At 41.0% G+C, this 21,153-nt stretch carries 22 protein-coding genes; all 22 read right to left on the bottom strand.

Going from position 1 to position 21,153, the window contains the following annotated elements; all coding sequences use genetic code 11:
- Positions 1–7 precede the first annotated feature (7 nt).
- The 22 genes from Ga0466249_RS00575 to waaF (Ga0466249_RS00470) all read right to left on the bottom strand — a co-directional run bounded on the left by Ga0466249_RS00575 (position 8) and on the right by waaF (Ga0466249_RS00470) (position 21,140).
- Positions 8–715: a polysaccharide biosynthesis/export family protein gene (locus tag Ga0466249_RS00575; protein ID WP_246588316.1), complete on the bottom strand. Its 708-nt coding sequence runs from the start codon at positions 713–715 to the stop codon at positions 8–10.
- A 230-nt stretch (positions 716–945) separates the two neighbouring features.
- The gene (gene rfbD, locus Ga0466249_RS00570) at positions 946–1,785 is read right to left on the bottom strand and encodes a dTDP-4-dehydrorhamnose reductase (protein ID WP_215827490.1); all 840 of its coding nucleotides are present in this window, start codon (positions 1,783–1,785) and stop codon (positions 946–948) included.
- 10 nt (positions 1,786–1,795) lie between these two features.
- Positions 1,796–2,347, bottom strand: coding sequence for a dTDP-4-dehydrorhamnose 3,5-epimerase (rfbC, locus tag Ga0466249_RS00565; RefSeq protein ID WP_215827489.1), 552 nt, complete (start codon positions 2,345–2,347; stop codon positions 1,796–1,798).
- Positions 2,347–3,240 (bottom strand): glucose-1-phosphate thymidylyltransferase RfbA, encoded by an 894-nt coding sequence (rfbA, locus tag Ga0466249_RS00560; RefSeq protein ID WP_215827488.1) that lies wholly within the window; start codon positions 3,238–3,240, stop codon positions 2,347–2,349. Before rfbA ends, rfbC begins: the two co-directional genes overlap by 1 nt.
- 4 nt (positions 3,241–3,244) lie before the next feature.
- Entirely contained in the window at positions 3,245–4,306 is a 1,062-nt protein-coding gene (gene rfbB / locus Ga0466249_RS00555) for a dTDP-glucose 4,6-dehydratase (RefSeq protein WP_215827487.1), read from the bottom strand.
- Positions 4,307–4,328: 22 nt separating this feature from the next.
- On the bottom strand, positions 4,329–5,354 hold the full coding sequence (gene waaF, locus Ga0466249_RS00550; RefSeq protein WP_215827486.1) for a lipopolysaccharide heptosyltransferase II: 1,026 nt from the start codon (positions 5,352–5,354) through the stop codon (positions 4,329–4,331).
- Positions 5,347–6,717, bottom strand: coding sequence for an O-antigen ligase family protein (locus tag Ga0466249_RS00545; RefSeq protein ID WP_215827485.1), 1,371 nt, complete (start codon positions 6,715–6,717; stop codon positions 5,347–5,349). The genes waaF (Ga0466249_RS00550) and Ga0466249_RS00545 overlap by 8 nt, the downstream gene beginning before the upstream one ends.
- A gap of 8 nt (positions 6,718–6,725) precedes the next feature.
- A complete protein-coding gene (locus Ga0466249_RS00540) occupies positions 6,726–7,574 on the bottom strand; it encodes a glycosyltransferase family 2 protein (RefSeq protein ID WP_215827484.1) in 849 nt (282 codons plus the stop codon).
- 57 nt (positions 7,575–7,631) lie between these two features.
- Positions 7,632–8,744 carry a glycosyltransferase family 2 protein gene (locus Ga0466249_RS00535; protein ID WP_215827483.1) on the bottom strand — a complete coding sequence of 371 codons (1,113 nt, stop codon included), beginning with the start codon at positions 8,742–8,744 and terminating at the stop codon, positions 7,632–7,634.
- A gap of 19 nt (positions 8,745–8,763) precedes the next feature.
- Positions 8,764–9,894, bottom strand: coding sequence for a glycosyltransferase family 4 protein (locus Ga0466249_RS00530; RefSeq protein WP_215827482.1), 1,131 nt, complete (start codon positions 9,892–9,894; stop codon positions 8,764–8,766).
- Positions 9,895–9,997: 103 nt separating this feature from the next.
- Complete coding sequence (locus Ga0466249_RS00525) at positions 9,998–10,984, bottom strand: glycosyltransferase family 8 protein (RefSeq protein ID WP_215827481.1); 987 nt, start codon at positions 10,982–10,984, stop codon at positions 9,998–10,000.
- A gap of 2 nt (positions 10,985–10,986) precedes the next feature.
- A complete protein-coding gene (gene waaF, locus Ga0466249_RS00520) occupies positions 10,987–12,006 on the bottom strand; it encodes a lipopolysaccharide heptosyltransferase II (protein ID WP_215827480.1) in 1,020 nt (339 codons plus the stop codon).
- A complete protein-coding gene (locus Ga0466249_RS00515; protein ID WP_215827479.1) occupies positions 11,979–13,034 on the bottom strand; it encodes a glycosyltransferase family 9 protein in 1,056 nt (351 codons plus the stop codon). Before Ga0466249_RS00515 ends, waaF (Ga0466249_RS00520) begins: the two co-directional genes overlap by 28 nt.
- 36 nt (positions 13,035–13,070) lie before the next feature.
- Entirely contained in the window at positions 13,071–14,084 is a 1,014-nt protein-coding gene (locus Ga0466249_RS00510) for a glycosyltransferase family 9 protein (protein WP_215827478.1), read from the bottom strand.
- A gap of 23 nt (positions 14,085–14,107) precedes the next feature.
- Positions 14,108–14,614, bottom strand: a complete 507-nt coding sequence (gene gmhB, locus Ga0466249_RS00505; RefSeq protein WP_215827477.1) for a D-glycero-beta-D-manno-heptose 1,7-bisphosphate 7-phosphatase — start codon at positions 14,612–14,614, stop codon at positions 14,108–14,110.
- Positions 14,608–15,579, bottom strand: coding sequence for an ADP-glyceromanno-heptose 6-epimerase (gene rfaD / locus Ga0466249_RS00500; RefSeq protein WP_215827476.1), 972 nt, complete (start codon positions 15,577–15,579; stop codon positions 14,608–14,610). Before rfaD ends, gmhB begins: the two co-directional genes overlap by 7 nt.
- The gene (gene rfaE1, locus Ga0466249_RS00495; protein ID WP_215827475.1) at positions 15,576–16,595 is read right to left on the bottom strand and encodes a D-glycero-beta-D-manno-heptose-7-phosphate kinase; all 1,020 of its coding nucleotides are present in this window, start codon (positions 16,593–16,595) and stop codon (positions 15,576–15,578) included. The genes rfaD and rfaE1 overlap by 4 nt, the downstream gene beginning before the upstream one ends.
- Positions 16,582–17,145 (bottom strand): D-sedoheptulose-7-phosphate isomerase, encoded by a 564-nt coding sequence (locus Ga0466249_RS00490; protein WP_312889675.1) that lies wholly within the window; start codon positions 17,143–17,145, stop codon positions 16,582–16,584. Before Ga0466249_RS00490 ends, rfaE1 begins: the two co-directional genes overlap by 14 nt.
- A 14-nt stretch (positions 17,146–17,159) precedes the next feature.
- Positions 17,160–18,302 carry a glycosyltransferase gene (locus Ga0466249_RS00485; RefSeq protein WP_215827473.1) on the bottom strand — a complete coding sequence of 381 codons (1,143 nt, stop codon included), beginning with the start codon at positions 18,300–18,302 and terminating at the stop codon, positions 17,160–17,162.
- Positions 18,293–19,057, bottom strand: a complete 765-nt coding sequence (locus Ga0466249_RS00480; protein WP_215827472.1) for a glycosyltransferase family 2 protein — start codon at positions 19,055–19,057, stop codon at positions 18,293–18,295. Before Ga0466249_RS00480 ends, Ga0466249_RS00485 begins: the two co-directional genes overlap by 10 nt.
- 8 nt (positions 19,058–19,065) lie before the next feature.
- Positions 19,066–20,103, bottom strand: coding sequence for a lipopolysaccharide heptosyltransferase II (gene waaF, locus Ga0466249_RS00475; protein ID WP_215827471.1), 1,038 nt, complete (start codon positions 20,101–20,103; stop codon positions 19,066–19,068).
- Entirely contained in the window at positions 20,100–21,140 is a 1,041-nt protein-coding gene (gene waaF / locus Ga0466249_RS00470; RefSeq protein WP_215827470.1) for a lipopolysaccharide heptosyltransferase II, read from the bottom strand. Before waaF (Ga0466249_RS00470) ends, waaF (Ga0466249_RS00475) begins: the two co-directional genes overlap by 4 nt.
- Positions 21,141–21,153 lie beyond the last annotated feature (13 nt).

Raw genomic sequence — 21,153 nt, 5'->3', positions numbered from 1 at the left:
CCCCTTTTTACCGAGTCATTGCTTTAAAGAGTCCAATACCGGAAAGGATTGGCATGACATCTTCATTGAGATCAATTTTATTAGACTTCGGTACATAAATCATATCACCATCTTGTAACATAGGATTTTGTGACGCATCTTGTTTCTCAATAAAATTATCAAAATTGATTTCCTTCATCTGGACCTGTCCTTGTTCCATACGTACCACACCGACATGTTTAGGACGACCTCGCTTGGTAATACCGCCCGCACTTGAAAGTGCCGCAAAAACATTCATATAATCAGGACTTAATTCATAAACTCCTGGTTTACCAACTTCCCCCATCACATAAACCTTACGTGGTCCATATTGTTTCACCATAACCGACATGGAAGGAATCTTTATGTACTCGCCTAACTTTGATTTCAGCAACTGTGTAGCCTCTTGAATGGTGAGACCCGCTAATTTGACATTACCGGCATAAGGCAAATTCACATAGCCATCAGGCCCAATCATAATGTCATTAAAATAATTATCAGCGACCCCAATAATGACAATATTAATCACATCATATTTGGTTAGTTCATACTTAAAAACTGCTTGTTCATTTCTATCCTGCATGTGACCAAAAGTGCTATCTGCTGATGCAGAAAATGCTTCAGCAAAAACTGGGGCAGTTGTTCCCATAACTAAACTACCACTAATCAACAAGGCGATGACTTTACGCGAAAACAAAATAAAATTCACCTCAATCATTGGATTACATTTTTAATATATTTCGGCATAAAATAACAAAACCCTTTCAAATTCCCTATTTTCCAAGGAAATAGAGAGATGGTATTTTATGGGGTTTCCTTTAAAATAATTAGCAATATACATTTTACTACAAAAACGGCAGAAATGCGTAAATTTTTCTTATAATAAAAAACAGCCTTTACGGCTGGCCTTTGTAATAAAAACTGATATTAATTGACTTTATTTAATGCTAAATAATCCTGTAAAGCTTCCTGCCACATTCGCATGGGATCGCCCACGGTCATACGCAACATATAATTATCAAGTACCGAATGGGCCGGACGCTTCGCTGGGCGCGGAAATTCAGCCGTAGTAATGGGACAAACGTCCACATTTTTACCTGCCTGCTGAAAAATTTCCTTGGCAAAATCATACCAGGAACATTGCCCCTGACAGGTTGCATGATACGTTCCATAAGCATCGGATTGTAACAATTTGAAAATAGCCCGCGCTAAATCCACCGTACTCGTAGGTGAACCAATTTGATCATGAACAACTTTCAAAAAAGGTTGCTCATCTGCTAATCTGAGCATGGTGCGAACAAAGTTATTGCCATCCCCATAAAGCCAGGCCGTACGCAAAATATAATGGCGTCCCAAGATCTGCCGTACTAGTTCTTCGCCCTGCCATTTGGTTGTACCGTAAACAGACTGCGGATTCACCGGATCAAATTCCCGATAAGGCTTGTTTGCTGCCCCGTCAAAAACATAATCTGTGCTCACATAGATTAATCTGGCACCTGTTTCTAAACAGGCCGCAGCCATATTTTGCGAACCAATCACATTGACCTTAAATGCCCCGTCTGGGTCAGCTTCTGCACCATCCACATTCGTATAGGCAGCACAATGAATCACCACCTCGGGTTTCGCCTGACGAAACAATATCTGTACGTCACTTTCCTGCGTAATATCCAGCATATCTCGCCCTGCAAGAATGAATTCGTGTTCACTGCCTCGACGAGCAATTTCTTTCCCTAATTGTCCTTGTGCGCCTGTTACTAAAATTTTCATATGTCACCCCTTAAAACTTTGGCAATCTTTCGGCTGGAATGTTTTTTAACCTCGCATAAACCTGATCCTTATCTGAAAGTTGCACATCGTTGAGCGGCCACTCAACACCAATATCAGGATCATTCCAGGCAATACCGCCTTCCGCTGACGGTGTATAAACATCCGTGCATTTATAGGTAAAATAAGCTGTGTCACTCGTGACACAGAAGCCATGGGCAAAACCTGCTGGAATCCAGAACTGACGATGATTTTCACCTGACAAAGATACTCCTACCCACTGACTAAAAGTCGGTGAACCCTGCCGAATATCCACTGCTACATCAAAAACTTCACCTTGCACAACAGAGACCAGTTTTCCCTGCGAATGGGGATACTGATAATGAAGTCCCCTTAGCACGCCCTTGCTTGAAAAAGACAGATTGTCTTGCACAAACTTGTCCTTGAGTCCAGCGGCTTCATAGCGTTCCTGCCGCCATGTTTCCATAAAAAAACCCCGCGCATCACCAAAAGCCTTTGGCTCCAGAATCAGCATACCGGGTATTTTCGTTTGAATCACATTCACTACGACTCACTCCTCGTTTCATTCCCAGCTAACTGCAATAAATATTTGCCATAGCCATTCTTTTTCATGACATCGGCAAGCAAAATCAGCTGTTCCCGTCCGATATAATCCATGCGATAGGCAATCTCTTCTGGACAAGCTACCATCAGCCCCTGCCGATCCTGCAATGTTTGAATATACGTCGCCGCCTGCATGAGAGATTCATGCGTGCCCGTATCCAGCCAGGCATAACCACGGCCTAATGTTTCCACGCGCAACGCATGTTGTTCCAGATACAGCCTGTTGAGATCGGTTATCTCCAGCTCGCCACGTGCTGATGGTTTAACCGACTTCGCTAAATCTACCACTTGGTTGTCATAAAAATAGAGACCTGTTACAGCATACTGTGATTTCGGCTGTACGGGTTTCTCCTCCAAACTCATGGCCTGCCCATCGGCACTAAACTCCACAACTCCGTACCGCTTCGGGTCCTTCACCCAATAAGCAAAAACTGTTGCACCCTGTTTTTGCTGCGCCGCCTTTTGCAGCTTCTGACTAAAAGAATATCCATAAAAAATATTATCCCCGAGTACAAGGGCGCACGACTGACCAGCAATAAACTTCTCACCAATGATAAAAGCCTGCGCCAATCCATCCGGACTAGGTTGAATCGCATAGGACAAGTTGATGCCCCATTGCTCTCCCGATCCTAACAGACGCTGAAAAGCTTCCTGATCATAAGGCGTCGTAATAATCAAAATATCCTTAATACCTGCCAACATCAAGGTCGATAGAGGATAATAAATCATGGGCTTATCATACACAGGCATGAGTTGCTTGCTAACGGCCCTAGTAATCGGATAAAGTCGTGTACCTGACCCACCAGCTAAAATAATGCCTTTGGTCACTGCCATAAAATCACTCTCCTATCCCAAGTCGTTCGCGCTGGTAAGTACCGTCTGTTACACGTTTGCACCATTCAGCATGACTCAGATACCATTCTACAGTTTTGACGATTCCTGTTTCAAAAGTTTCTTCAGGAACCCAGCCTAATTCCCGCTGCATTTTTGACGCATCAATCGCATAACGCAAATCATGCCCAGGACGGTCTTTGACAAAAGTAATTTGTTCCCGATAAGACTTGCCATCGGAACGTGGACGCTTATCATCCAAAATATCACACAATGTATGCACAATATCAAGATTTGTCTTTTCATTATGACCGCCAATGTTATACTTCTCACCAAGTCGACCTTTCTCTAGCACCTTTAAAATCGCTCGGCAATGGTCTTCTACGTACAGCCAGTCGCGAACATTTTGTCCATTACCATAAACGGGCAAACTTTTTCCCTCCAAAGCATTTAAGATCATTAACGGAATCAGCTTCTCAGGAAAATGATAAGGCCCATAGTTATTGGAACAGTTCGTGATAATGGCAGGCAAGCCATAAGTGTGAAAATAAGACCGTACTAAAAGATCTGAGGATGCCTTGGAAGCCGAGTAAGGTGAATTGGGTGCATAAGGTGTCTCTTCCATAAAAAAGCCTGTTTTACCTAGCGAACCATAGACTTCATCTGTCGAAATATGAATAAACCGGAACTGCTTCTTATGGATAGTATCCAATTCCCCCCAATAATGTCGCACAGATTCCAACAGATTAAAGGTACCATGGATATTTGTTTGAATAAATTCGCTAGGCCCGTCAATGGAACGATCCACATGGGACTCGGCCGCAAAATGAACAATGGCATCGGGGTGATCATCTGCAAGCAACTGCCGAACTAATGCCTCATCGCAAATATCGCCCTGAACAAAAGTATAACGCGGATCATGTTCAATATCACGTAAGGAATCCAAGTTTCCCGCATAGGTCAACTTATCCAGGTTGATAATCTGAACATCTTGACATGTTTCTAGCAACACATGAATAAAATTGCTACCAATGAAACCGGCACCGCCGGTAACTAAAATAGTATTCAAGTAAATTTCTCCTCTCACAATTTCAATGGTTTTTGGTCAGCTTTTCACTTATTTTCTTTAATACTTCATCTACACCAATTTCTTTCATACACTCATGTCCTTGACACTCATGCAATCCACACCGCAGACAATCCCTTGCAGATAGAATAACAGCGTCCTGCTGCTGATAGGGTGCATAACGCACAGGATCTGATGGACCAAAAAGTGTAATCACAGGTACCCGTTGGGAAACAGCAATATGCATTGGACCCGAGTCACCAGTAACAACAACTGCACATTTCTTTACAAGTGCAGCCATTTCTAGCAAAGTCGTCTTGCCCGTAAAAATAGCAATTCTAGGTGAAGCAACACGTTCCACTTTTTGAAGAATTACATCGACATCTTGTCGATCCATGGAACCGCCGAAAAAACAAACACCGTATCCTTTATCAAGCAATTGATCCGCCAACTGCGCAAAACCATCCGCCGTCCATCTTTTTGTCGGCCAGCTTCCACCTGTATTAAGGCCAATCACAGGATAACTGCCATCTGCCTGCCGAAATGCCTGCTGCCACATAGCTGCCGCCGCTTGAGTGGATTTTTCATCGACCCACATCTCTAGCCCACAGTCAACGATTGGAATATCTACTGACTTCAAAATTTCCAGATAAGCCTGAGCCTGATGGATATCTTTTCTTTCTTCAACAACCTTATCAAAAAACAGGCTAAACCCCGGCTTAGAAAACCCGATAATTCGCTTTCCTCCACTAAAAGCCGCCAAAGCCGAAGATCGTTCATTGCGGTGCAGATTAATGACCAAATCATAGTTCCTTCTGCGCAAATTACCGATCAAGCGACTGAAGTTTTGAATTTTTCCATGATACCCCTTCTTATCGATAAAGATGATCTCTGATATATTCGGATTAAAACGTACGACATCAGCATTTTTTTCATCTACAAGTAAGGAAATTTGAACTTCAGGATAATGCTGCCGCAAGCTCCGGAGGAATGGCGTAGCAAATAAGAGGTCGCCGATGTACATAAGATTGACGACTAGAATTTTATTCATTGAAAATCGCTTCCTTCGATAAAGCTTCAACAATAATTTTCTCGAATGATGTTAGAAACGCCCATATCAGAAAAAATGCCATTCCTTCCGCCTTATTAATCAGCGAATAATCAAATGGAACTATCAATATCACTAATATTGCCATCCCCATTACTCCAATTGCCGCATCACTTAAAATACTAGTTGCACGAATAACCTGAAAATATTTGATTAATAAAGAGCCACTCCAGAAGGTAATAAACGTGACGGCAATCATTGCTGGAATACCGGCATCCGAACCAGCATGAGTAAGTACATTATGAGAGGAGCTAACCTTTGAATCATAATGGCCTGGTAATGCTTCCGGATAGATATCACTATATTTTTTAGTATTTTGTACAATATATTGGAAATTGTGTAGTCCAATGCCAAACAAGGGATGATCAAGCATAATTACCCATCCCATATAAGTTAGCCTCAACCTTCCATATGAACTAGGATCTTGCTTGATAGATTCTGCTGTTTGATCGTGATAAATAACAGTCGACTGAAGCCTCTTAAAAGAATTCCCCGCAGGCGTAAAACTGAGAACTCCAGTTAATATTGTCCCAACTAGAAAACATGTAAATAACGCTATTTTCCATTTTGAACCATTCATAATAGTCCAATATATTAGCTCTCCTATAAATCCAAAAATAAGCAAAACCAATGGCTGTCGTTCAAATGTATAAAATACCAAAACTGATTCACAAACAGCTAATCCTAACCAAAAAATCCCCGAGTAATATCTGTCTGCTTTAAATAAATTCAATGCAACCGCCAAACACAAAAAAGCACCCAGATCGAATATTGTTCCGGCAAAAGCTACATTTGTCCAAGCTTGTGTAGATGTTACCCTGATAAATTCTTGAAAATATGCATGCAAATTATCTGCCCTAAATAAGTGAAACAACCAGTCCAATTTTGGCGTAAACAGCAACTCCAAATAACCAAAAAAACCAAATACCAATGTCATACCAGTAAAACATTGAAGCAATTTTATAAAATCTTCTTTTGTGCGCAACAATATTAAGCAGCCTACAAAGCTAAGATAATATTCGAATATCCATAACCATCTGCTAACTGTCTTATTGAAAAACAAATTATAATTGGCCACTGCTGAAACCAGCAACCAAAAAACTAAAAAACTAACGCCATAAAAAAGTGGTGTCAATTCTAATTTTGGACGAAATAATATAAGGAAAGTCAAAACAAATGCCCCTGTAATAGGAGCAATAGCATTGATTGGGTGCAATACATAAACCATGCACAAAATTTCTAATACCCATAATATCTTTCTGAAAACAGGTTCGTACTGCATAATTGTTATAGGTAATATTTTCATGAAATCCCTCATTTAGAGTATTTTTTTATTTCTAATTTAGCTAATTCATTATACTGCATTATTATTTCTTCCGAAACATTTTTCGTGTTATATTCTTCCATAAAGTACCGTTTGAATCCAGCCGATGCCCGATAAGTACACATCAAGAGAGCTAATAAGAATCCCTGAAATCCATCTTTATATCCCTTATCTCTGATAAATCGATTTTTAAATTCACGAAAAATATGCCGATACACACGTCCTTTTGAAAATTCATCCCGATTATCCCAGCCATTTTCCGCCTCAATCGTTGTATATCGATTAAGTTTATCGATAAATTGTTCCACATCTATATAATTAAAGTGAATAAACGAACATTTCTCATCCTTGATATCATAAACCTTTGCCTGTGGACTAAGCTGAACAGAAGAATGAATATGACTTGTATAATGCATATATTGTTTTTTAAAAAAACGGAGTTGCCGATCTTGTAACGCGTTCCATCCTGTCTGCAGCATATAATGGCCAAAAAAATAGTTTCGCCGTGGAATCGAAACAGCATCATACCTATTTTCCGTAGCTATCTTTAATAGTACATCCCTTAACTCTACAGGTACTAGTTCATCAGCATCAACGACTAAAACCCATTCGTTTTTTGCCTGATTTAAGCCATATTTTCGTGCCGGCTCTACATAACGCATCCTCTCATGCATAAATATTTTATCGGTGTATTCAAGAGAAATTTGTACGGTATCATCATCGCTGTACATGTCAATAATGACAATCTCATCAGCCCATTTCAAACATTCCAGACAAGTTCTGATATTCTTTTCTTCATTAAGCGTATGCACAATTACTGATATAGCAGGATTACTCATATTGAAATCCATCCCCATTAAAACGTATTCTTAATGCTTTTCCGCAATTTTAAACACCTATCCTTGTGTTCTCCAACTTTCTATATATTTATCCAATACTTTATACTGGGATCGGATAAAATAACTAGAATTTACATGAAATTTTTCCATGATTTCTACATCCGTCCGTTTACGCTGCATCTGAAGTTCCTGACGTTTTTTTCGCATGACAGGAAAAAGATATAGAAAACTGGCGATCGTTAAAATCTGCGTGACCAATCGATCCATTTTGCGCAATAGGCGAACAATAATTTTCGAATAGGTTATCAATTTTTTCACTCGCTCAGTGAATGATAAGGGTTTCAAAATAATCTTCTCTTCAGATAAATTATCGATGCGTAATATCTCCATGATTTTTAAAAATCTCAGCATAATTGCGCCAAATAAAAATTTATACACATGATGCTCGTCATAATTTTTGTATAGCATACATAGATGATTCCGTTCAGCATAGAGATCAATTTGCAATCTAGAAAAGGTCCCTGCCGTTGCACTGTGCTTATGAATGCTTTGTGCCTTCGGAGAAAACACAACGCGATAACCTAAAAGCCACAACCGCCAACATAAGTCGGTATCTTCGTAATAAAGATAAAAATCTTCATCAAGTCCGCCGACCGAAAGATAAATATTCCTATTGATAAGCAGCGATCCCCCACAAGCATAAAAAACTTCTTTCTCTTCTGCTACTCTATCATGAAAATGATAGCTATAGCCATAACAATCAATTTTTCCTTCAGAATATTCGATACTTTTGTCCCGATTTAGTATCATACCTGCAACACCTTCTGCTCCTGTACGAGTTTGCGTTGCAAGTAGTTGCTCAATCCAATCCTCTTTCACGACCATATCATTATTAAGCAGTGCTAAAAATTTCCCTTTAGCCACATTAGCGGCCTGGTTGTTAGGTTTGGCAAAACCCTCATTGTTTCGATTTTCAATCACGACGATGTTGGAATAATTTTCTTTTAAATATTGGATTGTGCCATCGCTCGAACCATTATCTACCACTATTACCTCAAATTTATCTTTTGGATATGTCTGCATCTGTAAAGGGGGCAGACATTCTTTTAAATGATCTAAACCGTTAAAAGTAACAATAATGACGCTCACCATTACGGAGTTATTCATCATATTTTACATCCCCTGTCTCTCACACTGCCAATGTCTTTTGATAAGTCTCAATTGTTTCACGGGCCATTTTCTCCCAACTGAATTTCTCAGCTTGCCTGATTCCCTTTAGAGACAGTTCCCTTCGCAACTGTTCATCTTGAAGAATTATTTCCATTTTCTTTTCAATATCATCAACATCCAGCGGGTTTGCCATTATGCCCGCTTCTTGGACAATTTCCGGTAAAGATGACCCATTTGAAACTAATACGGGTGTACCGCATTGCATTGCTTCTAATACAGGAAGTCCAAATCCTTCTAATTTTGACACATGTAAAAATAAATCTGCTAAATTATATAAATAAGGTAAATCTGCTATATCGGTATAGCCAATATACTTTACCCTGTTTTCCAGTCTTAGTTTTGTAATCATCGCCATTACATCATCATAGGCATTACCCTTACCGCCGACTAACACCAGATCATGTTCGCAGCCCTTGATGCATAATCGATAGAAAGATTGTAATGTAGTTGGAATATTTTTTCTTTCATTAAGTGTTCCAATATGCAAAATAAATTTCTCGGGAAGCGAATATTTTTTTCGGATAACTGTAAAATTTGGGTCTTCCATATCCAGTGGTTGATAAATTTTATCAGCTGCTAAATAAGTAACATCGATTTTATTGGGATTAATCTGCAAAAAATTCACAAGATCATTTTTGGTGCTTTGTGACACTGCAATAATTCTATCAGCCTTATTGGCATAATAAGGAACTTGCTTTTCTTGAAAATATAAATTACTTGGTGTCAGTATTTCTGGAAAATGCTTTGAAACCAAATCGTGAACAGTAATAACTTTTTTCGCTTTGCGCGTTGGTAAAAAAACATAACCAGTACCATGATAAATATCAAAGTTGCCTGTAAAACATTCAAGTGGTACATGATACAAAAAATGTGGTCCTAATATGCGCAAAATGTTTCGATATGGATAAGATACTTTTTTTTCTGGGGCCTTAATAAGGCCTAATGTTTTTAGCTTCGATTTGTTATAAATAACAGTATAGTTATTTTCTCGATCCACTTGCTGCAAATGCTTAATTAAATTGTAACAATAATAACCTACCCCTCCCAAATCTTTGTTAATTAAAGAAACGCCATCTAAAAATATCTTCATGCTAGCACCTACCCTATCCCCAGCATTTATAAGCTGTTGAAAATCATGTCCAAATCTGTTGTGGCATTATAATAACTATTGCTTTTTTGGGTACCTTATCTACTCACAGTTTGTTTTTCATTTTCGTAATCAGATAGCGACAATACCAAAATATCGCATCGGAATATCTCCGCTCACGCGCCAGCAATCGGGCACAAAGTCTCATTTCTGTAGAACTACTTGGATCAGGCAAAGAAATTCTAGCCCAGGGAGATTGTTCATAATATTGAATAAAATAGGACTTTACCGGATGCACACACCATTTGCACCATGGCTTTAATCGAGCCGTATAGTGAAGAAAAACAGTACCAGCAGGTAGCTCTTCGTATTTCCCTGTTAAATCATAGATCACATTCCATTTTCTATCAACATAGAGCGTATGTTCTGCCAAAAGTATGTTCAGTGCATCTTGATCCGGACAGCTAAACTCGCTATAATGTTGCTGAATAAGCGCCATTGCTTGAGATGATACATCATGCTCATTCCACTTTTTTATGTTGAGATAAATAACACCAGAATTAAAGTACCGAGCTTGTTTTAACTGTAAGCTTTTAATTTGTTTCATACTAGTACTTTCTATATCGTGAACCACAGCAATAATATGATCACTCAGATCAGTTTCAATAAATTCTTTGATATTACCTAAACAAATAATGTCCGCATCAAGATAGAGAACTTTTTCTGCAGTATTACGCAAGGCTTCTGCAATTAATAAACGATTATAAATAGCAGGAGAATAATATCCAAAAGTAGGCATTTGATTAAAAACGCAATTATTTACATAATACAGATTCATCGTCAACTGATATTGTTCCGCTAAGTGTTCTAATCGATTTAAATCATCAGTATCAATTGAACTAACAAATACATGAAAAATAAACTCCATATTCGGATTGTTAACTACAATGGAAGTCATGGCTGTTCCCATACCGAGGACATATCCAGCATCCACTCCAAAAGCAATGTGGACCGAATTAATGGAATCATTATTTGCTTTTGAATATCTGAAAACCTTTTTATCGACAATAGCTTCTTTTAAAATATTTTGCAAAATCAAATACCTCCTTGCACCTCATGCAGTACTCCAAATTTTTCACACGCCTTCAGAACTTCCTCTACAGTAATACTCTTCATACACTGTTTATGGCTGCACTGAAAACCCGTGGCATCACAGGGAGTACACGACATTGGATGCTCCACAACCGCCGTATGATTCTTTGGAGCCCAATGCAGGGAAGAGGTAGCCCCATATAAAGCTACAATTGGCACTCCTACGGCAGCAGCCAGATGAATAGGCCCACTGCAATGACCAATAAATAGTTGACACCGCCTTAAAATCTCGGCCATTTCAGTTAGGGTGGTCAAACCCAGCCAATTCTCGGCACCTTGCAAAACAGCCGCCTGATCTCGTTCATTATGTGCACCAAGCAGCACCACCGTATAATCATGTTCAGCCTTTAACTGAACAATCAATTGCTGAATCGCCTCAAGGGGCCAATTCTTAGCATTGGCCGAACTAAATGGAACAATGGCAATAACGGGCATTTTTTCCTTAATACCTGCTTGAGTAAATAACGTATCAACTTTCTGACGATCCTGAACCGTAGCCGCCCCTACTTCAAGCTTTGTCAAGTCACCTGTAAGTTCGATGCCTGTAGTTCGCTTAATAATATTGGCAAAATTATAAGGTTCATAGATCTCTTCCTGCTTAGGATCCCGCTCCGTAGCATGAGTCAAAAATATCCCTCTTTTATGCCGCAATCCAGCACGCACCGGAATAGCTGCCAAGAAAGCGAGCAGCGCACTACGATAGGTAAAATCCAGACAAATAGCTACATCGTAGCGCCAAACCTGCTTTACAATGCGAAATAAACTATCTTGATCTCTTTCATACGTAATTACCTCATCAATAAAAGGTAACCCCACCATCAAGTCAAAAACATTTGTACCCACAAGCAGCGCGAGATGACTGTCAGGAAATTTTTCCTTTAACCCCCGTAGGACTGATGTCGACAAAATAACATCACCAATACCGGCACGATTGGTTACAAGGATTCGTTTCGATCTAGCCATTGGCATGCTCCCTTAAAAACTTCATCCACAGAGATTCCAGTTAAGCAATCTTTAGTAAGACAATCCTTTTCGGCAATATGACAAGGGCAGCATGGCAGTCCTAAATGATAAGTAGTTACTTTATCAGTCAACGGTTTCCAGCGAGGAGGCGGGTAACAGCCATACATCGCTACAATGGGGACAGGCGTGGTGGCAGCAATATGCATAGCCCCAGTGTCTACTGTAACAAGCAAATCAGATTCCTCAAATAATGCTGCCAAATCAATTAATCCTGTTTTACCGCAAAAATTCTGAATGGGTACCGAACAAAGTTGAATCACTGAATCGACATATTCTCTATCCCCTGGCGCACCAATAATATAAAAATTGGCGTCATATCTGTTGCTCAACTTTTCCACTAATTCTGCGAAATACTGCTTTGGCCAATTTTTCAGTTCAAATGTTCCTTTTACACAGAGTGCAATGGAATATTTTTTCTTTGGAAGAGCGGCTAATAATTCTCTGGCAACCTTCCTATTTGCGTCTGTAATTCGAGCAATCACAGGTTTCTCTACCTCTGTCTGTCCTGTATAGCCTTTAACAATTGCCTGAAAAGTATAGGCTTGAGGCGTAACGGCCAAATCATGGTCAATCGGGATCGTCTGAGTAAAGGTAAGTGTGGACCAACTAAACTTATCATCAAATATTTTTTGCCCGCCAATACGAATAGGAATACCCGCTAAAAATGTAAGTAAACAAGAACGAGTTTTTCCATCAAAGGCAAAGCATAAATCAAAATGTTTATTTTTTATCTTTTTAATCTCAGCAAGCATCGATGAAATTGAACGTTCTTTAGAACGATATTTATAAATGTATACTTCATCAATAATCGGATTATTTTCCATAAGCGGTGCTGAATCCGGCCGAACCATAGCAGTAATACGGGCCTCTGGATAGGCTTTGCGGACTAAAGCAATCGCGCTAGTAGTCAAAAGGACATCCCCAATATTGACGAGAGAATAGACTAAAATATTTTTAGGGTTATTCAATATAAATCTCTCCTATATTTCATAATAACCTGTAACTTACTCATTATTCAGGTTCTCAGATAATACCTGAAATACCATTTCAGGTATTATCCCTCTCATGCATTCTACTGTCTGACAACTGCGAGCCACTTGATCCGTACAGGGACAGCAAGGCATATCGAGCTTAATTACCCTACAATGATTTTTAGGTGCCCACCGAGAAGGTAAGTCCTTATTAAACATCGCAATAACCGGCGTATCTACCGCTCCAGCAATATGCATTGGACCACTATCAGATCCGATAAAGATCTTTGCTCTTTTAATAAGTTCTACCATTTCCAGTACAGAGGTCTGACCAACAAGGTTAAAAGTATCAATAGAATTTGCTATTTCTTTTTTGTGTGACGGCCCAATGAGAATAATAGGGATATCTAAGTTATCTCGAACAAGTTCAACAAATTTTTTCACATGCTCAACTGGCCAATTTCTTTCTTCCATACCAGTAAAAGGAGCCAGACAAATATATACTGAATCACTTTTTAATCCCAAGTTCATGAGCATATTATCTACACTCTTTACATTGTCTGCAGTTGGCAATGAAATATCATAATTTGTCATATCGCCATCAATCGTACAATCTAAAGCCTCTGAAAAAATAATGGCATTTGTCTCTGCTGCATAACGAGACGAATGCATAACATTATTTTTCAGTATTTTTGTAAAATATTTATTCAATGAATGATTGGGCTTCGGAATTCCAATACGATTTTCCACCCCAAGAAGTTTCGCACAAACAAGCAGTTGCGGCTGCCAATCAGTAAAAATTATTACATCTTGTTTATAAAGATCAGGTAATACACGCAACCGCCCAAATGCCTTTTTCCGCTGAATAGTAACTACTTTATCAATATAAGCTAATCCCGATAAAACATCGCGGTTATGCTCATTCGTTAAAAAAGTCAGGATAAGGTGGGGATACATTTGTTTTAATTTTCTAAGTGCTGGGGTAAACATCAAAAGATCACCTAGACCACCACAACTTGTTATCAATATTTTCTTTCCATCTAACAAGTTCTCTCCCCCATCCATCTTCATTAGGAATTCCACACTTTTTCTCGGCAAAACTCAAACAGATTGCCGCCACAAAACAAATAACCAGTGACTCCAGCCCGTTTGGCTGCTTCCATATCTGAAGGCTTGTCACCAATCATGACCGATCGATTGAGATCCACCGGCCATTCCTGAGCCGCTGCGAGAATCATCCCTGGCTCAGGTTTGCGGCAGCTACACACATGGCTATGTTCCGGCACACTACCCTCTACATGATGAGGACAGTAATAAAATTGATCAATGTGTGCTCCTTGCTTGTTGAGTTCACTTTGAAGCCAGTTATGCAAGTCAAGCACATCCTGCTCCGTATAGAAGGCCCGTGCAATTCCGCCTTGATTGGTTACAACAAAAACCAGATAATCCAATTCATTAAACTGACGGACCGTCTCAATAGCACCATCAACCCAACAGAAATCTTCTTTCCTATGAACATAACCCCTGTCGATGTTGATCACGCCATCACGGTCTAAAAAAATGGCCCGTTTTAGCATAACGAGTAGTACCCCGCACTCTCATCCAAGTGGTTTATATAATCAGCTACAGCTTCTTCAAGGGAACGGAATCCGCCAGTATATCCTGCAGCAAGTAAATTTTTCAAATCAGCCTGCGTATAACTCTGATATTTTCCTTTCAATACCTCGGGGAACGGGATATATTCAATCTCCCCCTTTTTTTTCTGGGCAATCACGGCATTCGCCATGTCGTTAAATGTACGGGCAGTCCCTGTACCACAGTTATAGATTCCACTGGGCAATTGACGCTCAAAAAATTCGAGGTTTACTTTAACAACATCTTTGACATAGACAAAATCCCGTTTCTGTTCACCATTACCATAACCGTCACAACCGGAAAACAATTGAACTTTATCACCTATTTTCAATTGGTTATAAAAATGAAGAGCTGTTGATGCCATTTTGCCCTTATGATTTTCCTGCGGCCCAAACACATTAAAATATCGTAGTCCCACGACTTGACTGGTAGCTGATGGTAGAATTTGACGCACATAACGATCAAAAATCAGTTTGGAAAAGGCATAAACATTAAGGGCCCCTTCATAATGATCTCCTTCAGTAAAACCATTTGTTCCACTTCCATAAGTTGACGCCGAAGAAGCGTAGAAAAAAGGGATGCGCCGTTTCAACGCGAAATGCAGCAGTTTCTTACTATATTCATAGTTATTCTTCATCATGTAATTCGCATCATATTCCATCGTATCGGAACACGCGCCTTCATGAAATATAGCCTCAATCGGTTGGTTGTCAAAACAGCCGGCTGTTAAATTTTCAATAAAATCCTGTTTATACTGATAATCGTTATAACGCAGACCAACGAGATTTCGGAATTTCTCACTCTGACCTAAATTATCAACAATAAGAATGTCCTGAGCACCTTTGTCATTTAAACCTTTTACAAGGTTGCTGCCAATAAAACCGGCACCACCTGTTACAATAATCATAATTTGCCCTCCTTATCAGCTACTATCTTATGCAACGCCACTAGCAATTCTTGCTGTGATACAGCATAAGTACCGACTCTTCCTACAACAATTCCTGCAGCCACATTGGCCACATAAGACGAATCAAAAACATTCAATTTTCCTGCCAAAGCACAGCTGAACACAGCAATAACAGTATCACCTGCACCAGACACATCAAAAACTTCCTGAGCCAATGTCGGGATATGAAAAATCTGGTTCTCTCCCACAAAGCTCATACCATGTTCCGAACGCGTAGCAATAACGTTACCAATACTAAACCGTTTGCGAATAGTTTCTGCAGCAACAACGACAGGATTGTCGTCATTAGGAACCGTCTTTTTCAGAGCTTCCCCTACTTCTTTTAAATTGGGCGTAATATAATCAGCACCCTGATATTTTTTCCACTTATCGCCCTTGGGATCCACAACAACAGGAATCCCTGCCTCGTGCGCCAGGCGGATCACTTTTCGGCATAGTCTAGGCGTACATAAACCCTTTGCATAATCTGATAGAATCAGACATTGCGCGCCTTGCTCCAGACTAAGCTCTACTTTATGAAGTACGGCATTTTCTAATTTATTTGATAAAAGGTCTGTATCTTCAAAATCCAGCCGCATCATCTGCTGATGGCCGCCAATTACCCGCAGTTTTGTTGTCGTCGGCCGACGACTGCTTACAATCAAATAGTCTTCACTCATGCCGACGGACTGCATCAAGTGGCACAAAGTTGTTTTTCTTTCATCTTGCCCCACTACGCCAATCAGCTGTACCTGACACCCCAGTCGACTCAGATTATGAGCCACATTGCCGGCACCACCCAGAACATTCTTCTGTTCTATCACACGTGTAACAGGTACAGGGGCTTCAGGTGAAATACGTTTTACTTCGCCCATATAATATTTATCAAGCATAATATCACCAATTACAGTAACCCGTGACTGACCTACGGAATTTGCAAAATAATCGAAGACTTGTCTTTTCTTACTGAGCACCATAAAGCACCTCATCTACATACTGGCAGATAATATGGCCAATCAAAATATGTGCCTCCTGCACTCTGGCTGTAACAGGCGAAGGAACAGCCAAACAGTAATCGCAACAATTTGCCAGCTTTCCGCCACCCTGTCCTGTAAAAGCAATCGTCACACCGCCTTGCTCCTGGGCACAAGCCATCGCTTTTAAGATATTGCCACTGTTTCCTGACGTAGAAATACCAATCACTACATCGCCCGGCTGAACAAAAGCTCTCACCTGTCTAGCAAAGACTTCATCAAAGCCATAATCATTGCCTACTGCCGTAAGCAATGATGTGTCTGTAGTAAAAGCAAGCGCAGGCAGAGGCTGACGCTCGATTTGAAACCGGCCGACAAACTCGGCAGCAATGTGCTGACTGTCTGCCGCACTGCCGCCATTGCCCATCAGATAAATGCGTTTGCCCGCCTTAAGAGCTTGGCTGCATGTTTTGGCGATCGTTGCTATTTCTTGAGTCAACCCTTTTAATTGACTGATTGTATCCAAATGTTGTTCAAGGACTGATAAAATCACGAGTAAATCCCCCCTCATTTTTTAGCAAATTCGACAAGCTGCTGAACAAACCGTGCTGGTGCAAAATCCTGTCCAGCCCTGATCAATTCGTTATGATAAACAGACTGCTTACTGTCATACGTATTCGCAAAGGTTTCCAACGTGCATTTCAGTTGCTCCGCATCATTGGCATCAAAAGTCATGCCAATATCATATTCATCAAGAACTTCCGGATTAATATCTTCCGATAACAGCACAGGTTTTTGAAAACCAATGGCAGTAAAGAGCATACCGCCCCAATGATAACGGTAACGCGGAGCAGCATAGGGCATGATAAGCGCATCGACAGCTGCAATAGCCTGCTGCCACTCCCTGCCAAACAGTCCCTTATGCAAAAAGCTAAACTGCTGCTCTTTGTTATACTCATCAATAATTCGATCAAAATCATCTCTATCTTCAGGCTTGACTGTAGCCCCTTGAATTTTCAGCTGTACAGGTCGTTCAAACTTGCATTCTAAGAATAACTCAAGCAAAGCTTCTAAATTTTTTTCCTTGCGATACTGACCAAAAAAACCGAGCGTCAAAGGCGAATCAGGTTTGACTGCTACTTGGGCGGAAAGTTCACTGTCCCTCGGCAAATAAGTTGGCGGCTTAATTGTACAGACCTCGGAATATTTCTTTGGAAACAGCGTCCCGCCACAATGAATCACAGCGATTTTAACGGTAGAATTGCCTGTAAGATTGACAATTTCTTTATTTAATTTCGGTTTTTCACCGGGATTTACACCATGCACAATAAACACAAGCGGCACAGGTGAATTCTTTAGTTTCGTCCGACGCAATCCCTTCAAATACCGGTATGTCGAAGTCGGCACAATCATCGCATCGAACTCTCTATCCACAGCCGCTCGATAAAGCTGTTCAAACCAGTGATAACGGCGGTGTTCGCGGACCAAGCTCAACCAGTTCTTTTTTAATCCTTTCGCCCCGGCATAAGAAACACCGGGTCCTTTAAGATAACGAATAGGAATGTGATAGGTATGCTGAAAGGGAAAGCCCTCTGGAACATAAAGAATCGGCTCATGTCCCTGCTGCGCCAATTCTTCCACAAGGAGCCGATCAAAGTCAACCTCATGTCCGCCTGTTGTAATAATGGATTCAAAGATGGCTATTCGCATACTTTCGCCCCCTTATCGCACTCCAACGCATACAACTTTACATATTTAGCCATAGTATAACAAAAATGAAAGGACGCCAAAATAAAGCCGATCCGCCCATCTCGCCAGCCCGATTGCAAAAGGTACATTTTAATAAAAGCAAAACAAGGCCGCAACACGATATCTCTTATAAAAAGTGCGTGCTTCCCTTTGTTGTAGTTTTTTTCCGCAGCCAGCCTTGTATAGTTATTGAGCTTATTAAAATATTGCTCCCAACTGCTATAAGTGTAATGAATTAGGTGATTCTTCAGCTTACGCGCTTGATAAGGATGAACAAACTGAGGATGAACAAAGCCTTCGACACGAAAGTTTTCGCGCGGCATAAGATGAAAACCATAATCGGGATACCAGCCGCCATGATACAAAGGTTCACCCATGGCATGGTTAAGACGAGGTACTTGATAAGCAAATTTTTCATTGATCGTAACCGCTGCCTTGATCTCCTGCTGCAATACCTCTGGTATCCGCTCATCAGCATCTAAAAAGAAAATCCAGTCTGTCGTCGCTACATCAATCGCATAAGTTTGCTGAGCTCCCCAGTTTCCGTCCATGGCATGCTGATAGACCTTGGCTCCTAATTTCGTAGCTATCTCAACGGTTGCATCCGTGCTGAAATCATCAATAACAAGCACCTCGTCGGCAAACAAAGCACTCTCAATGCAGTCTTGAATATTTTTTTCTTCATTTTTCGCCAAAATAATGACTGACAAACTCATCTTTGTCCCTACTTTCTAATCTGACGCAACGCAGCTTCAATAACTTTTTCCGCAGCAATGTCTGTCATGCAGCGGTTTTTCGTACAGTCCCCTTTGCCCCAACAAGGCGAGCAGGAAAGCTTCTCATAAAAAACGTGATCATCTAACCCCCTTGGCCCCCAAATGGCCGGGTCTGTCGGGCCAAATAAAGCCACAACAGGCGTTCCCACAGCTTGAGCTATATGCATTGGCCCTGTATCAATGGATACGAGAACCTTACAACGTTGAAGCAGCGCAGCAAGTTCGCCGAGACTGAGCTCCCCAGCAAGCACAGAAGCTACGTTTTTTCCGGCTAAATCAGCACTGGCCTGACTAATTTTACTCAATTCAGCAGCTTCCCTGCCTCCCCCAATAAGCACAACCTGACTTTCTTCCGCCAAACGGCAAATAAGTTCGGCATAGGCAGAAATTGTCCAACTTTTACGCGGATAACTGCCACTAGGACATACGACAGCTATCGGTTGATCCAGCGTCAGTTTCGGCACTTTGGCTGCAAGATTCAGCTTGTCTTGTTCCTGTACTTGAAATGTAAGCGTAGTATCAGCCGTTGTAATTCCAAGCGGTTTTAACACAGCCAAATAATTTTCTGCTTCATGACATATTTCACTCCGTTCACCACTGGCTATATGCGTAAGAAACAGATTGGCATGCTGTCGATCATAGCCTGCGCGATAAGGAATTCCGGCTATCCAGGCCAGCATCGCACCGCGTGCGGCGAAATTCGTGCATACAGCTAAATCATAGTGACGACTGCGTATCTCCCAAATCAGCTTCAGCAACTGTCCAAGTTTTTTATGCTGTCCCCGTTTATCATAAACAAGCACTTCATTCACAAAGGGGTTTCCAGAAGCAATTTCTGCCGTCACAGGCACGACAAGCATATCCATAACAGCCTGAGGATAGGCTTCTCTTAGCACCCGTGTTACAGGTGTTGATAACACGACATCACCGATAAAGGCCAAATTCATCACAAGTATTTTTTGAATGTTTTCCAAAGATTTTGTCATGGCTTTATCCTGTCTATAATCGTTTGAAGGGCCCCAAAAACCTGTTTTGGCGTGATGTCTGCCAAGCAATCTAGCATCTTAGGACACTTTCTCTGCCAACACCCAGCACAGTCATGACTGACCGTCAAAGTTTTATGGCCCGCACCATAAGGTCCGTTTCGATTGACATCGGTCGGCCCCATGAGAGCGACAACAGGTGTCTTCAGTCCGGCTGCCAAATGCATCGGCCCTGTATCACCACCCACAAGAGCAGTGCTACACTGCATGATATAAGCGAGTTGCTTTAAGGATGTTTTTCCAACTAAGCTGATGGGCGAGCGCCGGGCCTTCGCTATCACTTCATCTACCAACACTTGATCGTTCCCGGCCCCCACAACAACAGGGACTTTGCCTGATCCCCAAATAAGGTCCACAAGACACGCAAAATGCTCCGTAGGCCACCGCTTATTCGGCCAATTCGCGCCAGGTACAAGCAAAATATAGGATTGATCTATATCAAGCCCGGCCTCTTGAGCAAGAATTCGTGCTTGCTGTTTTTCTTCTTCCGTTGGAAATACAGGAAAAACAACTTTGTCCACCCTGCACCCCAAGGCTCTTACTACATCAAGATACCGCTCAACAACGCTGCCCTGCTGATGTGAACCACAAACGGGCGTACTAATCAGCTGGCTGCCTTCCCGCATATTGCAAAAGCCCAGTCGCTTGGGAGCCTTGCTTAAATAAGCCATAGCAGCGCTTTTCGCCAGTCCCTGGAGATCCAAGGCCACATCAAACCGACCTTGTTTTAAAATATGAGAAAACGAGGGCAGCTGTGTAACCAGCCCTCGAAGTGAGCGAAATTTTGCCTTTTCAAATATGATAATGTCATCAATATAAGGGTTATTTTTAAGCAGCCCATAAGCAGGCGGTTCAACAACCCACGTAATTTTCGTATCTGGATAGGTTTCCTTGAGTGCATACGAAACAGGCAAAGCGTGGATAACGTCACCAATAGCGCTCATTTTTACAACCAAAACATTGCCTAACGATAATTTCATGAATTTTTCCCGC

This window comes from Pelorhabdus rhamnosifermentans, from assembly GCF_018835585.1.
Classification (GTDB): domain Bacteria; phylum Bacillota; class Negativicutes; order UMGS1260; family UMGS1260; genus Pelorhabdus; species Pelorhabdus rhamnosifermentans.
Note: the sequence above shows the minus strand (reverse complement) of the source record. Positions and strands in the feature narration are given on the sequence as shown.

What these genes read in the sequence shown, in the direction of transcription:
- Ga0466249_RS00535 (WP_215827483.1), bottom strand. Translation starts at nt 8,744, where the DNA reads ATGATGAATAACTCCGTAATGGTGAGCGTCATTATTGTTACTTTTAAC.
- Ga0466249_RS00485 (WP_215827473.1), bottom strand. Translation starts at nt 18,302, where the DNA reads ATGCGAATAGCCATCTTTGAATCCATTATTACAACAGGCGGACATGAG.
- Ga0466249_RS00480 (WP_215827472.1), bottom strand. Translation starts at nt 19,057, where the DNA reads ATGAGTTTGTCAGTCATTATTTTGGCGAAAAATGAAGAAAAAAATATT.
- gmhB (WP_215827477.1), bottom strand. Translation starts at nt 14,614, where the DNA reads ATGCTAAAACGGGCCATTTTTTTAGACCGTGATGGCGTGATCAACATC.
- waaF (WP_215827480.1), bottom strand. Translation starts at nt 12,006, where the DNA reads ATGGCTAGATCGAAACGAATCCTTGTAACCAATCGTGCCGGTATTGGT.
- Ga0466249_RS00530 (WP_215827482.1), bottom strand. Translation starts at nt 9,894, where the DNA reads ATGAAGATATTTTTAGATGGCGTTTCTTTAATTAACAAAGATTTGGGA.
- rfaE1 (WP_215827475.1), bottom strand. Translation starts at nt 16,595, where the DNA reads ATGGTGCTCAGTAAGAAAAGACAAGTCTTCGATTATTTTGCAAATTCC.
- Ga0466249_RS00540 (WP_215827484.1), bottom strand. Translation starts at nt 7,574, where the DNA reads ATGAGTAATCCTGCTATATCAGTAATTGTGCATACGCTTAATGAAGAA.
- rfaD (WP_215827476.1), bottom strand. Translation starts at nt 15,579, where the DNA reads ATGATTATTGTAACAGGTGGTGCCGGTTTTATTGGCAGCAACCTTGTA.
- rfbD (WP_215827490.1), bottom strand. Translation starts at nt 1,785, where the DNA reads ATGAAAATTTTAGTAACAGGCGCACAAGGACAATTAGGGAAAGAAATT.
- waaF (WP_215827471.1), bottom strand. Translation starts at nt 20,103, where the DNA reads ATGACAAAATCTTTGGAAAACATTCAAAAAATACTTGTGATGAATTTG.
- waaF (WP_215827486.1), bottom strand. Translation starts at nt 5,354, where the DNA reads ATGAATAAAATTCTAGTCGTCAATCTTATGTACATCGGCGACCTCTTA.
- rfbA (WP_215827488.1), bottom strand. Translation starts at nt 3,240, where the DNA reads ATGGCAGTGACCAAAGGCATTATTTTAGCTGGTGGGTCAGGTACACGA.
- waaF (WP_215827470.1), bottom strand. Translation starts at nt 21,140, where the DNA reads ATGAAATTATCGTTAGGCAATGTTTTGGTTGTAAAAATGAGCGCTATT.
- Ga0466249_RS00545 (WP_215827485.1), bottom strand. Translation starts at nt 6,717, where the DNA reads ATGAAAATATTACCTATAACAATTATGCAGTACGAACCTGTTTTCAGA.